We start from the raw sequence: 14,737 nt of genomic DNA, 5'->3' as shown, positions 1-14,737 counted from the left end.
TCATGATGTTGACCGTTATTGGGAACACCGGTAGCTTCCCGGGCCCCAACTCTCCCGCGTCGTGTTACTTGCTGACCGGTGAGGATCACCAGGGCCGCACCTGGCGCGTGATCCTGGACATGGGAAATGGCTCCCTGGGCGTCCTGCAACGGCAGCTCGCGTTGGAAGACATTGACGCGGTGATGATTTCGCACCTCCACCCGGATCACTGCGTGGACCTGGCCGGTCTCCACGTGGCGGTCAAGTGGGACCCGCGGGGATGGAAGGCCGGACGTATTCCGTTGTACGGACCGTCCGGATTGCATGACTACCTCAACCGCTCCCACGCAATGCCCGACGGCCACAGCATGGAAACCGAGTTCGTGTTCAACGTGTGGCGGGAGCGCCAGCCGGTGACCGTGGGCCCCTTCACCGTGACCCCGTTCGAGGTGGAACACCCGTGCCCCGAGTCCTACGCCCTGCGCATCACGTTCGACGGCCCGATGGGGCCCTCGGTCATGACTTATTCCGGGGACACCGATTACTGCGACGGCCTGGTGGATGCCGCCCGCGACGCTGACCTGTTCCTGTGCGAGGCGGCCTACGAAGAAGGCCGCGAGGATCACTTACGAGGTATCCATCTCACGGGCTACCGCGCCGGCCAGGCCGCAGCCCAGGCCAAGGTGCACCAGCTGCTGTTGACCCACCTGCCGGTGTGGAATTCGCCCACCAGGACCCGGCGGGAAGGCATCGCTGCGTTCGACGGTCCCGTGGGCATTGCGGAGCCGGGGTACACCTACAAGGTGGTCTCGGAGAATGTCACCATTTCAGGTGCGTTGGCAAGGCCAGTAACGGCGGACTAGGCTGGCGCTATGACTTCGCCTACCGATCCGTCACAAAATAATTCCACGTTGGTCGGGGAGCGATCCACCGCTGCTGCGGAGCAGGCGAATATTGTGCGAGCCGATGGCCGCGCCGTCGATGAACTGCGTCCCATCACCATCACTCGCGGCTGGTCCGATCAGGCAGAGGGATCCGCGCTCATTGAATTCGGCGCCACCCGCGTGCTGTGCACCGCATCCCTGACCGAGGGAGTTCCCCGCTGGCTCAAGGGCGAGGGCCGCGGTTGGGTGACCGCTGAATACGCCATGTTGCCGCGCGCCACATCAACGCGTTCGGCCCGCGAGTCCGTCAAGGGCAAAATCGGTGGCCGCACCCACGAAATTTCCCGCCTGATCGGCCGCGCGCTCCGCTCCATCATTGATTTGAAGGCCCTCGGTGAGAACACCGTGGTGCTGGACTGCGATGTGCTCCAGGCGGACGGTGGAACGCGCACGGCAGCGATCACTGGTGCCTACGTGGCGCTGGCGGAGGCGATTTCCTGGGCCCACGCGAACGGCGTGATCAAGGCCAACGTGAAACCGCTGGTGGACACCGTCTCGGCGGTATCGGTGGGCATCATCGACGGCGTTCCCATGCTGGACCTGCCTTACGTGGAGGATGTCCGCGCGGAGACCGACATGAACGTGGTGGTCACGGGGTCGGGGAATTTCGTAGAGGTCCAGGGCACCGCCGAGGGTGCGCCCTTCAACCGGGGTGAGCTCGATGTCCTGCTCGACCTGGCGGTCGCGGGGTGCGCCCAGTTGACCACCATTCAGCAGGAAACGCTGGAGGCGGGTCGTGGACGCTGACCCAGAACCGGCCAGGATCGTCCTGGCCTCCAAGAACCCGGGTAAGGTTCGCGAACTCCAAGCCATGGTGGCCGCGGCCGTGCCGCACCTCGACGACGCCACAACCGTGGTGGATGCGCGCACCGCGGGCCTCAGCGACGTCGTAGAAGACGGCGTGAGCTTTGCCGAGAACGCGCTGCTCAAGGCACGCGCCGCGGCGCGCGAAACAGGAATGATCGCGCTCGCGGATGATTCGGGTCTCGCGGCGGACGTCATGGGTGGGGCTCCGGGAATATTTTCCGCCCGCTGGTCCGGTCGCCATGGCGATGACAGCGCCAATCTGAACTTGTTGCTGGCGCAACTGGGAGACGTCCCCGACGACCACCGGGGCGCCCAATTCGTGTGCGCCGCCGCCGTGGTGACCCCCCTCGGCACGGAACACGTGGTGGTAGAAGAATTCCCGGGGAGGATCCTGCGGGAACCGGCGGGTGAGCATGGTTTCGGGTACGACCCGATCTTCGCCCCGGATGGCTATGACGGTTTGAGTTGTGCGCAGTTGACTCCCGAGGAAAAGAACCGGGTCAGTCACCGAGCGCGGGCCATGAATGCTGTGCTGCCGCATCTTTTGGCGGCATTGGGAGAACAGGACGATCCGGTCGTGGTTGATCCACCACGACCGGGCCCGGGGGACTGAGTCATGAAATTCGCATGCGGGCATCTTCCGTTCGCTGACGCCGTCGACGCGGTGTTGGCGGAAGCGGGAGTGAGCGTGGACCGCTCCGAATGGGAGGTCCACGCGGGCGGCTCCGCACACATCGTGGTGAACGCGGGGCACGTGATGAGCGTGCGCATAGCCAAGAACCCCACATCGGGTGAAAACGTACGACGCCGCGTGCGGGCGCTGTCGCTGCTTCCCGACTTCGATTTCGCGATTCCGCGGCCACTGACCCCGGTGCTCAACGAGGGGCGGTACACGGCCGTGGGCATGACGTGGCTCCCCGGGACCACTCGCGATCCCGGGCCCGTGGACACTACGGTCCTGGCGAGCGTTCTCGATCAGCTGCGTTCGGCCGACGTTTCCCAGGCCGCACCGTGGCTCGACCGGCCGGGCCAGCACTGGGGCGGGCACCGACGCCGCCATGTACTGCTCGACCAGGTCATTCCGCGCCTGATCCCGGGCAACAGATCGCGCGCCCAGGAAGCCATCCAGGACCTGGTGGAACTCGAGATGGTCGAGCCCGAACTGGTGCACGGTGACCTCATGGGCAACAACATGTTGTGGGACAACGATCGTCTGGTGGGAATCATCGACTGGGATCACGCGTGCCTGTCGGACCCCGCCTACGACACCGCCTCCCTGGGCTTGTGGTTCGGCTGGGACAGCGTTCGCCACGCCACCACCCCCGACGACTTCGAGCGGGCACAGCTGCACGCCCGGATCTTCCCGTTGCAGGCCGTGGCCTACGCGATCCATCACGAATTGGACATCGCACAAATCAATCAGGCCGTGGAAAAGGCCGACGACTGGTACGACGCTCACGCATCGGTCCACGCCTGATCGCTCGACCGGTTCCGGTCACGAACGTTCGGGGCGTAACTGCGCGGATCACCCCGGTGCGCGCGCAGCGTGTCTGAGGCCGGCAGTAGCCTGTCACAGTGCCCGTCAGTTTTACAGCCATAGACTTCGAAACAGCCAACCGTAGCTTTGCCTCCGCGTGCGCCGTAGGCGTGGTCCGCGTGGAGGACGGCCACGTGGCTGACACCCAGTACTCGCTCCTGCAACCTCCGCCCGGCCATGACCACTTCGAACCGGGCAATATCAGGGTGCACGGGATTCGGCCGGCGGATGTGGCGGGGGCGCCGCCGTACGCGCAGTACTGGAAGTGGCTGGTGGAACGCCTCGAGGCCGGCGCCCCGGACGGGATCCTGGTGGCCCATAACGCGATTTTCGACACCGGCGTCATCAAGGCAGCCAATGCGGCAGTGGGCCATCCGGCCCGGTCATGGCGCTACGCGTGCACTTTGCGACTGTCGAGGGCCGCCTACCGACTGCGGTCGTACTCGCTGCCGGCGGTCTCACACGCGGTGGGTGTGTCCCTTGAAAATCATCACAACGCATTGGCCGATGCCCAGGCGTGCGCGGGCATCGTCATGGATCTGGCGCATCGCAGCGCGGCCGATTCCATGGAGGAACTGGCCGCCCACTACGGAACCAAGATCTACAACACCCGACTCTGAGCGTCGTGGGCCCGCCCCACTGGTCGGGTGTGCGGACGCCGCTCCCGCGCGCGGATCTAACGCTCAGGGGCGCCAGCGGTCGCTCCACCGGCGGGCGAGCTCGGCCAGTTCCGCGCCCACCGGATCGGTCACCGTCGGGACGACCTGAGTTCCAAACCGTGCTGCGCAGACGGCCGCCGCCACGGAGCGGGCCCCGGGGGAGGCCGCCGGATGCGCCGAGACCACCTCAAGTGCCTGCGTCACGGTCTCGCTGCGCGCCCCATCGGCGGCCTGTGCGGTACCCGCTGCAAACAGTCCCAGGGCCAGCCCCGACGACGCCGCGGTGCCGTCCCCGAGGGCACGGGACAGGGCGCCGTCGGCGGATCCGAGGTCTGCGCGCCCCGTGGTCTGGGTGACCAAGTGCAAAAGAGCGCGTGTTTTCGGCGCCGGGCGAGTCATGCCCTCGCAAACCTCGCTCACGGCGGTGAGGACCTCCCCGAAACCGGCGTCCGTCTCTTGGGCGCGCACGCTCGCGTGAATGGCGAGAGCCGCGCCGACCGCGGCCGTTTGAGCTTCCGCATGACCGTGCGTGATGGCGGCGGCGTCCACGATGATCGGCACGAGCGCCTTCCAGCCCAGATTGGGGACCAACCCGTAGGGGATGCTGCGGGCGAGGACCTCACCGCTTTCGGCCGTGGGGTCGATCGGGCGGGCCACTTCACCGAATTCGCCGGTGGCCAGCGCGGTAAAACTGTCACCCGAGCAAGCGCAAGCGCGGCTGAGCACGGGGAAATCACGGTCGAACTCGCGCGCGGGCGGCACCGGGGAACTGGCGGGCGGCCGAGCACCGGCCGCCCGTGCCCAGCGCAGGTAGGACAGCCACGCACACGCGGTCGGATCGGCCGACAGCCCGGTATTGGCCCACTCCGCCACCTCATTGAGAGCGTCCGCCGAGCGGGCGGCCAGCTGCATGTACGCCTCGGATGCCGGGCTGTCCGTTGCCGCAGCGATCGCCAGGCTGCCGAACACGGCGGTGACGGTGTCCGGGTAGGCGCCCCGGGCGGCGTCGATCCCGTGATCGGGCGAGAGCAAGGGTGCTGGGGAAGAGGCGTGCATGCACCGAGTCTATGTGAGTGGCAGTGCCCCAATGCGTGTCGGTGAAGGTGGATAGATTGTCGAGCATGAGATTTCTCCACACCTCCGACTGGCACCTGGGCCGCACGTTCCACGGCGTGGACGTCCTGGACGTCCAGGCCCGCGCCATGGACGAGATCGTCCAATGGGTTGTCGAGCACCGCATTGACGCGGTGCTGATTTCCGGCGACGTGTACGACCGGGCGCAACCGCGCACCGAGGTGGTGGAACTGCTCAACGCCACCCTCGCGAAGATTCGCCGAGCCGGTGCGTACGTAGTGATGACCAGCGGCAATCATGATTCCGCCGCCCGTTTGGGTTTCGGGGCGCAGATCATGGCGCACGGCGGGGTCTTCATTCGCACCCGCTCGGAGCAGGCGGATCTCCCCGTTCTCTTCTCCGCCCACGCGTCGGGGGTGCGGGTCACGGACACGGCGCTGAGCGGGGCCGACCCGGCAGCACAAACCAGTGCGTCCACGGTGGCCGTGTACGGCATTCCGTACCTCGAGCCGCGGTCGGTGGCACCCCGGTTGGCGTGTTCACCCACCCACCAGGACGTTCTGGACACAATCGCCACATCCACCGCGGCCGATCTCCGATCCCGAGCCCACACCCGGGGCGTGGTCATGGCACACGCATTCGTCACGGGTGCGGCCACCACGGACTCCGAACGCGTCATCGACTCCGGGGGTCTCGGCACCGTCAGCGCGGATGTTTTCGCGGCACACAGCTACGCTGCGCTGGGCCACATCCACAGGCGGCAAACGGTGCGCACCGCCGTGCGGTACAGCGGATCTCCCGTGGCCTACTCGTTCTCGGAAACGGGCCAGACGAAGGGCGCGTGGCTCGTGGAGTTCACGGGCGCGGCTGAACCGCGGGTCGAAGCCCTCGACCACCGGGCCGGGCTGCACCTGGCTCAACTGCGCGGGAACCTGGTGGACCTGCTGCGGGATCCCGGCCACGCAAATGCGGAAAGCGCATGGTGCCAGGTGGTGCTCACGGATCCCGAACGTCCCGCCTCGGCCATGGAGCGCATCCGCACCAGGTTTCCACAGACCGTGGAACTGCGGTGGGAACCCGAGGGCGGCCGTTCGCAACAGCAGATCAGTTACAGCGCCCGGGTCAAAGGCGCCCAGAGCCCGGACTCACTGTGCGCATCGTTCTTCGAACACGTCCGACAGCGGTCGGTATCGGATGCGGAGCAAAGTGATATCGCATCAGCGGTGGCTGCCGCGCGCTCCCGTGGTACGTCGGAAGAGGGAACACCATGAAACTGCATCGTTTGGAGATCACCGCATTCGGTCCCTTCGCGGGACACGAAGTGGTCGAGTTCGACACATTGAATGAGGCCGGCGTGTTCTTGCTCAACGGTGAGACGGGGGCCGGCAAAACCAGCGTGCTGGATGCGATTTGTTTTGCCCTGTATTCCACGGCACCCACAACGGTGGCCATGGGTGGAAGGAAACCGGGGCACAGTGACCATGCGGACCCGGACACTCCACCCCTGGTGGATCTGGAGTTCTCGGCCGGCGGGCGCCGGTGGCACATCAGCCGCTCCCCGGCCTGGAGCAGACCGTCGAAACGGGCGGCGTCGGGGTGGTCCGAACAACACGCCAGGGTGCTGCTGCGAGAGTTCGTGGCGGGTGATTGGGTCGAACGCGGTTATCGACCGGACGAGGTCGGCCAGACCGTAGAACACGTGGTGGGTTTGAACCGGGAACAATTCACGCAGGTGATGATGCTCCCTCAGGGCCGGTTCGCGCAGTTCTTACGGGCGGGTTCCAAGGAACGCGAGAAGCTCCTGGAAACACTGTTCGGTACCGATATCTACCCTCGTATCCAACAGGAACTCAAGGACCTTGCCTCCGCTTGCCAAGCCGAACTCGATGCGCTCAGCCTTGATCAGCAACGAGACCTCGAACGCGTGAGCCAACTGGACGAGCAGCTGGGGGAGGTGCTTGCGCAACTACCGGCGGAAACCGTTTCGCTTTCTGAGTGGCGGGGTTCCCCGAACGACGACAGGCCGGTGGCCGACTCGACGTCGGACGGGGCGGAGGAGTTCCCCGCACCGACAACCCTGGAGGAGCTGTCGGGCCGGCTCGACACCGTGGTGCCCCAGCTCACCAGCGCCCGTGATGCGGTGAGCACTCAACAGACACAAGCTGCGACACGAGCACGAGAGCTTGCCGAGCGGCTCGCCAACATCGAACGCCATGACCGACTGAGCGGTGTCCGCGCGGAGCTGGAGGGGCAAGGGGAGACCGTGAACGCTCGGGACGCTCAGCTGACACGACACCGGTCCGCGCACAAACTGGCCGGCCTGGTCGACGCGGCCGAACACGCGAAGTCGGCGGTTGACCGAGCCCGAACCGCGGCGCAAGCGGCACGGGGGGCGTTTTCGGCGGGGTCCGCGGATCATGAGCGATTTCGGCTCGTCCTGGGCGATCAAGCCACCGTTCTGGAGGGCTGGATAACCGGCGAACGGGATCTGGCGGCCGTTCGCGACGTGGCCGTGAGTGCTCGTCACGGCGCACAGCAGGCGCTCGAGGCGGAGGAATCGCTGCGAACCGTTCAGCTGGCCCTCACCGAAGTGGAACAGCACCTGGCGCGGCACCGTGCTCGAAAAGAAACTGTCGAGAACACCCTGGACCGAGACCTCGAGGAACGAGCGGGAGTGGAGCGCACCGCGGAAGAGCTGCGCGAAGCCACACGGGATGCCGCTGTGATCCGGGACCGTGATGAACGAGCGCGCCATACCTTGGCGGCAACGGAGGAGTTCCAAACCCTCGCTCGGGAACGGGACGCACGCGGAGAGCAATATCGCACCGCGGAAGCCGCCCGCCGTGCCGCGGCTCACCGTGTGGAGGAACTGGAAGCTCAACGCTTCGCCTCGGCCGCCGCGACGCTCGCCTCCGCACTGCGCGCGTCAGAACCATGTCCCGTGTGCGGTTCCACACTCCACCCCGCTCCCGCGGGGCAGGAGCGGGGCAGCGAAGTCACCGAACGAATGCTCGCGGGTTCCCGAACGACCCGTGACCGAGCCCAGGCGGAGTCCGACCGGGCCCACAACGAGTGGCAGACGGCCCAGCAGCACGCCGCTCAGGCACTCGGCGCCGGAGCACAGGAGGACATCATCGCGGTTCGAGCCGCGGCCACGGAATCCGCGCATGCCGTTGCCCGGCTCGAACGCCAACTCGTGCGCGCCCGTGATACTGCGGACACGCTGACAACCCTTGATCGTCGCATCGATGAGTCACGGGTGGGCCTGCGCGACATCGACCTTCGGATCGAACGCGATGCCACGCGGAGGACGTCCCTGACCGCGCAGCTGGAGGAGGCCAGTGAGCGCTTGGACCGGGAATTGTTCGGTTTCGAATCGGCCCGGCAACGGCTGGATGCCGCCCAGGACCTCATCGATGCCGTGTCCGGCATGGAAACCGCCCAGCGCGGCCTCGACCGTGCCACCCAGGATCTCGATTACGCCCAACACGCCCTCACGGGCGAGCTGGAGGACTCACCCTTCGCAACGGCGGAGGAGGTGCGGTCGGCACGTCTGGAGCCCTCCGAGGTCCAGGAGATTGAAATCTGGCTGCAGAATCACCACGACCGGCACGGCAAGGTCACCGCCGAACTGGCCACGGAAGCCATGGTGGCCACTGGTCAGCTCTCGCCGCGGGAACGCGCTGAAACGTCCACGGAATCCGTGGCCCGGGCCGTGCAGCACAGTGAGAGCCTCGCGGCCCGCCGGGACCTGATCACCGCGGCGTCGGGAACCATTACCGCCCTTGAACGCGCGGTTCGGGAACTGGGCCGTGCGGGAGGTGAACGCGGTGAGCGCCTGAGCCAAGCCCGGGAAAAGACGGAACGGCTCACCGGCCTGTCCGCCGTGGCCAACGGGTTGTCCGCGGACAACAGTCTTCGCATGACACTGACGTCCTTTGTGCTCGCGGCCAAGCTGGAGCACGTGGCGGCCGTGGCCTCGGAGCATCTGCAGCGGATGTCCTCCGGCCGGTTCAGCTTGCTGCATACCGACCAGACGCGGGGCGGCGGAAAGGCGGGGCTGGGCCTGGAAGTGGACGATTCGTGGACAGGGGTCCGCCGAGGTACGGAAACGTTGTCCGGCGGTGAATCATTCTTCACGTCCCTCGCCCTCGCCCTGGCACTCGCGGACGTGGTGCGCGCGGCCGCGGGCGGTCAGGACATGGACACCCTGTTCGTGGACGAAGGGTTTGGTTCCTTGGACGAGGACACCCTGGAACAGGTGCTCGAGACCATTGACGGACTCCGGCAGAACGGACGGGTGATCGGGTTGGTCTCCCACGTGGCCGAGATGAAACAGCGCATCGGTACACAACTGGTCGTGACCAAGACGCCCAAGGGGTCACACTTGCGGGTCATGACCGGTCTGGAGACGAACGCGTAGGCTGATCCCGTGAGTTCTTTCGTGCCCGCACCCTCGCCCGTCACGTCCACCACCGTCCCCGAGTTGATCAGAGACGTCAAAGAGCTCAATGGGATGGGCGGGCGCGGCCTCACCCGGATCATGCTCGCGTTGCGATTGCCCCAGGTTCTCGCCCCCCTGGGAGTGATCACATGGATCGCCACTCAGACGGCTTCCCCGTGGACGGCGGCGCTGGGCTCGGCGGCCGTGTATCTGGGAAGTGCCCTGTGCGGACTCATCATGACGTTCTTCGTCAATGTCCCCTGGCGTCAAGGGGGGTTGGCCGTGCTGGCTCTGGTTCAGGGCACGGTCATGTGGCTGTTGCCCCTGGCGCCCATTGAATCCGTCCCCACGGGGATCGAGAGTGTGGGGATGTTCTTGCCCTTCTTCCTCGCCGGACTGTCCCTGGCCCCGCAGGGTCTGGCCTGCAGGATCCGGTGGAATTCTGTGTTGGAGCATCGCAAACGGGTGGACCTTCTACCCGCGGCCATGCGCATGGAATCCGTGAGTGAAGCCATGTCCGTGGTCACGGGTGCCGCCATCACCGGGTTGATCGCCACCACGGCAGGGCCGCAAACCGTCCTGCGGGTCTCGGCGGTGCTCTCAGTGCTCATGGTGCTCATCTTCATGCTTCATCCGTCCGCCAGGTTCAAGCAGCCAATCCTCACCATGTCGCTGCGGGAGGGGTCGGAACGACTAGCCCACGCTCGGCGCTGGTCCGCGCAGCGGCTGCGCACCATGCTGCTGGTGGGCTGCGGTGGTCTCGGGGCCCTACTGGGTGCGATCCAGGGGTGCCTGGTGGTCTTTGCCGTGTCCGTGGACATTGTGCCGTCGATGGGTGCCCTGTATGCGTTCCTGGGTTTGACGTCCGCAATTGCGGCGGTCGTCACCGTGTCCTGGCGCACCCGGGTGACGCCCTGGAACCTGTGGATCCTCTACGCCACAGCGGCGCTGCTGACCTCCATGATGTTATCCACCCCTTCGGGGGCGCTCGGGTTCGCGGTGGTGCTCGCCTTGATCGGGTTGACCATTGGGCCGAGTCTGCTGTGCTTGTTCGGCCTGGCGGCCTACGTGGCCCCGGAGAACATGTACATGGGGCTCGTCTCGCACATGACCGCGGCTACCTCTGCCGGAACGGCCCTGGGGTTGGTGCTCAGCGCGTACTTCGGTGTGCGCTACGACTACATTTCCGCTGCGCTCGTCCCGGTGGCCATGGCCCTGATTCCCTTGGCCAGCTCACTGACTTTCATCTTCATGTGGCGCCGGTCGCCGTTGTCCAGCCTGCACGGGTGACCGGCACGGTCGTCCCGGCCGCGCGGTGCCGCCCGCGGGGGATGAGAAAGCCCCCGGACGCCGGTGCAAGGGCGCTCATTAAAGACGAACCGCGCCGCAGCCGTTGCCGGCCGTGACGCGGTTCATTTGGGTGGAGCTTGTGCCCGTGGACTCAGTGGCCGCGCGCAATCCACTCGCTCAGGTGCGGTTTCTCGTTGCCCACGGTGGTGGAGTCGCCGTGCCCGGTGAGTACCAGGGTTTCCTCCGGCAGGCCGAGGATGCGTTCCTGAATGGATCCAATGATGGTGGGGAAATCCGAATAGGACCGTCCCGTAGCACCCGGGCCGCCCTGGAACATCGTGTCGCCGCTGAACAGCACGCCGTGATCGCCGACCTCGGGAGCGTGGAAGACCACGGAACCGGGGGAGTGCCCGGGGGTGTGCAGCACGGTCAGTGCCGCCGTACCCGCGACGATGTGCTGGTTGTCCTCGAGCGGTTCCGGCTCGGAGCCGTCCGAGAACACCTTGCGCCACAGCACCAGGTCCTCCGGGTGCATATAGATCTGGGCGTCGGTGCCGGCCAGTTCCACGAACTCGCGAACCGCGGCGATGTGGTCGTCGTGTCCGTGGGTCAACAGCACGTGGGTGATGGTTCGCCCCGCCACGGCGTCCACAACGGCTTGCGGGTTGTGTGCCGGGTCAATGACCGCGCACTCCACCCCGTTGCCGATGATCCACACGTTGTTGTCGACCTCCCACGTGCCGCCGTCCAGGCTGAACGTGCCGGAGGTCACGCAATTGTCGATCCGCAGACCGGTCTGGTCGTCGCTGAGAATCGTTGTCGGCTGTTCGCTCATCGGGGCATCTCCACTACGGATCGCAGGACCTTACCGGCCTTCATGGTCTCGAATGCTTCGTCCACCTCGTCCAACTTGATGCGCTCGGTCACGAACGCATCGAGGTCGAGGCGGCCCAGCTTGTACTGGTCCACGAGCATGGGGAAGTCACGCGAGGGCAGGGTGTCCCCGTACCACGCGGACTTGATGGAACCGCCGCGGGAGAAGATTTCGTCCAGGGGCAGGTCAATGGTGGTTCCGGGATCGGGCACGCCCACCAGGACCACCCGTCCGGCGAGATCGCGAGCCTGGAATGCTTGCTTGAAGGTGGGCTCGATGCCCACGGCATCAATGACCAGATCCGCACCGTTACCGTCCGTGAGTTCCCTAATCGCTTCCACCGGATCACGGTCCTTGGAGTTGACCGTGTGGGTTGCGCCCAGGCGCTGGGCGGTGGCGAGTTTCTCGGTGTCGAGGTCCACGGCAATGATGGTTGTGGCTCCGGCCAAGGCCGCACCGGCAATTGCGGCCGTGCCCACGCCACCGCAGCCGATCACGGCTACGGACTCGCCACGCTTCACGGCGCCGGTATTGATGGCCGCACCGATGCCGGCGGTCACGCCGCACCCGAGCAGACCCACGGCAGCGTACTGGTGGTCCTCGAGAGGAGTTTCCACACGGGTGCATTGCCCGGCCGCCACCAACGTCTTTTCCGCAAAGGCACCGATGCCCAGGGCCGGTTCCAGTTCGGTACCGTCCTCGAGAGTCATTTTCTGGGTCGCATTGTGCGTGTCGAAGCAGTACCACGGCTCGCCCCTGCGGCATGCGCGGCACTCACCGCACACAGCGCGCCAATTGAGGATCACGTGATCGCCCACCTCGACCTCGGTGACGCCTTCGCCCACGGCGCTGACGACACCGGCGGCTTCGTGGCCGAGCAGGTAGGGGAAGTTGTCACCCACGCCGCCCACCTTGTAATGCAGGTCGGTTTGGCACACACCGCACGTCAGCACGTCCACCAGGGCCTCGCCGGGTCCGGGATCCGGTACCAGAATCGTTTCCACCGTGGCCGGTTCGTTCTTTGCCTTGACCACGACACCTTTAACCTTGTGCATGCGTGTGCCTTCCTGTTGGGCTGTAGCTGGCATTGCTTCCAGCTTAGGTCAGAGCTCGGGGGAGGTGCCGGGAGTTCGCCCCGCGAGGAACTGCGTTGTGACGACGCCGCTCGGCGGGGAACGCGGCGAGGCCGCCGGCCTTGGATTGTGCGCCGTGGGCGTGCGAGAAGAGTGCGGGGCCGCGCAGCGCGCGCGGAATCCGAGGGTGCGTTAACGGCCGAAGCCGGTTCGTGGCCCGTGGGGACCTCGAACCGGCTTCGGACCGAACGCGTGAAGTAGTTGACGCTAGTCCTTGGAGTCCTTGGAATCGTCGGAATCGGACGAGTAATCGATGTGGTCGTGCTGCAGGCGGAGCTTGCGGCCTTCGGCCTCGAGTTTTTCCTCTTTGGCCTGGAGCTTCTTGGTCTGGCGGACGTCACGCGGGGGCAACTGGATGGTGCCCTCGGCCCGCAGGCCACCCTGGAGCTGGCGGCCGCGCTCGACCTCGGCATCGACCTCCGCGCCGAACAGGAGCACGTTGTTCATGATCCACAGGCCCAACAGCAAGATGATCACGGAGCCGATGACGCCGTAGGTGGCGTTGTAGCTCGCGAAGTTGGTCACATAGAACGCGAAAGCGGCACCGGCCAGGCCCATGGCCACCAATGCGATCACGGCACCGGGGCTCATCCAGCGGAACTTGGGCTGCTTCACATTGGGAGTCGCGTAGTACAGCAGCGCGATCAGCAGCACCACCAGGAAGAGGATGACGGGAATCTTGGCCCAGTTCCACACGGTCACCGCGGTGGAGCCCAGGCCCACCAGGTCGCCCACGGTCTGGGCGATGTCACCGGACAGGAGCACCATGAACATGACCAGCGCCACGATCAAGACGACCGCCAGGGTCACGAGCAACATGACGGGCTTGAGCTTCAGGAACGGGCGTCCCTCGCTGACCTCGTAGATCCGGTTCATGGCACGACCGAACGCGCCGGTGTAACCGGAAGCGGTCCACAATGCACCGGCCACACCGACGATCAGGGCCAATCCGGCACCCGACTGGGTGGTCAGCTGGGAAATGGGACCGGACAGCAGACTGACCAGTTCGGGCGGTGCGTACTGCTCCAAGAAGTCCAGGATCGCCGTGGTGGTGGCTTCGCCCTGGCCGAAAACGCCCAGCAGCGAAACCAACGCCAACAGCGCCGGGAAGACCGACAGCACCGCGAAGTAGGTCAGCGATGCTGCCAGGTCGGTACAGCCGTCCTTGCTGAATTCAGAAAGGGCGCGTTTGAACACGTACCCCCACGACTGTCCCTTGAGATCAGTGGGAGAGTCGGGCTTGGCATCGTGGTCCGGATCTGGGGCCGCGTGGTCGCGGCGCTGCGTGGCTTCAAGCTTTTGCTCGCTCATCGCGTAGTCCTCTCTAAGAAATGTGTCGCTGGTGCTGATGACAGTTCTTAGACAGTCTACTGAGCTGTGGGCGCTGGATCATGCACCCCGCAGCTCACCGCGGCACTCGGTCCCCTTCCGAGCCCAGCGGGCCTATCGGTGTAAAGACAATGAGTACTGGTGGACGCGTTCGCTCAACCGCATCAGCACTCGGACTTCATCCGGATCGAGCGCTGTGCTGATGAGTTCGGCAACCATTTGGTCATGATCCACAGAAATGGCCTCGTACAATTCCGAACCACTACTGGTCAGCGCGACACGCACACCCCGTAGGTCCTGCGCATCCTGGCGCCGGGTGACCAAGCCCTTCAACTCGAGCCGTTCCAACATTCTGGAAAGACTCGACTGGGTCAGAAGTACATGACTGTTGAGGTCACGCAATCTCAAACCACTGCGATCAGCTGTGTACAAAGTTGCCAGCACCTCGAATTCTCGGCGCGACAAACCATGTAAGTTCACGTTGCGTTGTAGTACGCGGGTCACGGAGACGTGGCAACGGCCTACGGCCTCCCACGCTTCGATACTCCCTCTTGATGGCATAATTCCCCCTTTGAACGCTCACCCCCTATGAGCGTTCTTTCCATGCTACGAAACCGCAGCCAAAGCTCCGGTGTCGCCAGTGTCCACATTTCTGACACCTGTGGGT

The 14,737-nt window shown here is 65.6% G+C and carries 13 protein-coding genes; 8 read left to right on the top strand and 5 right to left on the bottom strand.

Annotated elements, in window-relative coordinates; genetic code table 11:
- Positions 1 to 2: 2 nt before the first annotated feature.
- The 5 genes from ABEA06_RS11630 to ABEA06_RS11610 all read left to right on the top strand — a co-directional run bounded on the left by ABEA06_RS11630 (position 3) and on the right by ABEA06_RS11610 (position 3,887).
- Positions 3 to 842: an MBL fold metallo-hydrolase gene (locus ABEA06_RS11630; RefSeq protein WP_303381906.1), complete on the top strand. Its 840-nt coding sequence runs from the start codon at positions 3 to 5 to the stop codon at positions 840 to 842.
- Positions 843 to 851: 9 nt separating this feature from the next.
- Positions 852 to 1,670: a ribonuclease PH gene (gene rph / locus ABEA06_RS11625; protein WP_303381905.1), complete on the top strand. Its 819-nt coding sequence runs from the start codon at positions 852 to 854 to the stop codon at positions 1,668 to 1,670.
- Positions 1,660 to 2,343, top strand: coding sequence for a non-canonical purine NTP pyrophosphatase (locus ABEA06_RS11620; protein WP_345311587.1), 684 nt, complete (start codon positions 1,660 to 1,662; stop codon positions 2,341 to 2,343). The genes rph and ABEA06_RS11620 overlap by 11 nt, the downstream gene beginning before the upstream one ends.
- A gap of 3 nt (positions 2,344 to 2,346) precedes the next feature.
- Positions 2,347 to 3,207 (top strand): phosphotransferase family protein, encoded by an 861-nt coding sequence (locus ABEA06_RS11615; RefSeq protein ID WP_303381903.1) that lies wholly within the window; start codon positions 2,347 to 2,349, stop codon positions 3,205 to 3,207.
- Positions 3,208 to 3,305: 98 nt separating this feature from the next.
- Positions 3,306 to 3,887 carry a 3'-5' exonuclease gene (locus ABEA06_RS11610; RefSeq protein ID WP_303381902.1) on the top strand — a complete coding sequence of 194 codons (582 nt, stop codon included), beginning with the start codon at positions 3,306 to 3,308 and terminating at the stop codon, positions 3,885 to 3,887.
- A gap of 63 nt (positions 3,888 to 3,950) precedes the next feature.
- On the opposite strand, the gene ABEA06_RS11605 is transcribed toward ABEA06_RS11610, so the two are convergent.
- A complete protein-coding gene (locus tag ABEA06_RS11605) occupies positions 3,951 to 4,982 on the bottom strand; it encodes an ADP-ribosylglycohydrolase family protein (protein ID WP_345311586.1) in 1,032 nt (343 codons plus the stop codon).
- Positions 4,983 to 5,047: 65 nt separating this feature from the next.
- Here ABEA06_RS11605 and ABEA06_RS11600 point away from each other — a divergent pair, with 65 nt between their 5' ends.
- Genes ABEA06_RS11600 through ABEA06_RS11590 form a run of 3 tightly spaced genes read left to right on the top strand, consistent with a single transcriptional unit; the run spans position 5,048 to position 10,734 of the window.
- A complete protein-coding gene (locus ABEA06_RS11600) occupies positions 5,048 to 6,271 on the top strand; it encodes an exonuclease SbcCD subunit D (protein ID WP_345311585.1) in 1,224 nt (407 codons plus the stop codon).
- Positions 6,268 to 9,423, top strand: coding sequence for an AAA family ATPase (locus ABEA06_RS11595; RefSeq protein ID WP_303381899.1), 3,156 nt, complete (start codon positions 6,268 to 6,270; stop codon positions 9,421 to 9,423). The genes ABEA06_RS11600 and ABEA06_RS11595 overlap by 4 nt, the downstream gene beginning before the upstream one ends.
- A gap of 9 nt (positions 9,424 to 9,432) precedes the next feature.
- Entirely contained in the window at positions 9,433 to 10,734 is a 1,302-nt protein-coding gene (locus ABEA06_RS11590) for an MFS transporter (RefSeq protein WP_345311584.1), read from the top strand.
- Between the two features lie 151 nt (positions 10,735 to 10,885).
- On the opposite strand, the gene ABEA06_RS11585 is transcribed toward ABEA06_RS11590, so the two are convergent.
- The 4 genes from ABEA06_RS11585 to ABEA06_RS11570 all read right to left on the bottom strand — a co-directional run bounded on the left by ABEA06_RS11585 (position 10,886) and on the right by ABEA06_RS11570 (position 14,574).
- Entirely contained in the window at positions 10,886 to 11,569 is a 684-nt protein-coding gene (locus tag ABEA06_RS11585; RefSeq protein WP_345311583.1) for an MBL fold metallo-hydrolase, read from the bottom strand.
- Positions 11,566 to 12,663 carry an S-(hydroxymethyl)mycothiol dehydrogenase gene (locus ABEA06_RS11580; RefSeq protein ID WP_345311582.1) on the bottom strand — a complete coding sequence of 366 codons (1,098 nt, stop codon included), beginning with the start codon at positions 12,661 to 12,663 and terminating at the stop codon, positions 11,566 to 11,568. Before ABEA06_RS11580 ends, ABEA06_RS11585 begins: the two co-directional genes overlap by 4 nt.
- 285 nt (positions 12,664 to 12,948) lie before the next feature.
- Complete coding sequence (locus ABEA06_RS11575; protein ID WP_345311581.1) at positions 12,949 to 14,052, bottom strand: YihY/virulence factor BrkB family protein; 1,104 nt, start codon at positions 14,050 to 14,052, stop codon at positions 12,949 to 12,951.
- Positions 14,053 to 14,184: 132 nt separating this feature from the next.
- Positions 14,185 to 14,574, bottom strand: a complete 390-nt coding sequence (locus ABEA06_RS11570; RefSeq protein WP_345311580.1) for a MarR family winged helix-turn-helix transcriptional regulator — start codon at positions 14,572 to 14,574, stop codon at positions 14,185 to 14,187.
- Positions 14,575 to 14,737: the final 163 nt, after the last annotated feature.

The organism is Kocuria gwangalliensis (assembly GCF_039544365.1).
Taxonomy (GTDB): Bacteria; Actinomycetota; Actinomycetes; order Actinomycetales; family Micrococcaceae; genus Kocuria; species Kocuria gwangalliensis.
Note: the sequence above shows the minus strand (reverse complement) of the source record. Positions and strands in the feature narration are given on the sequence as shown.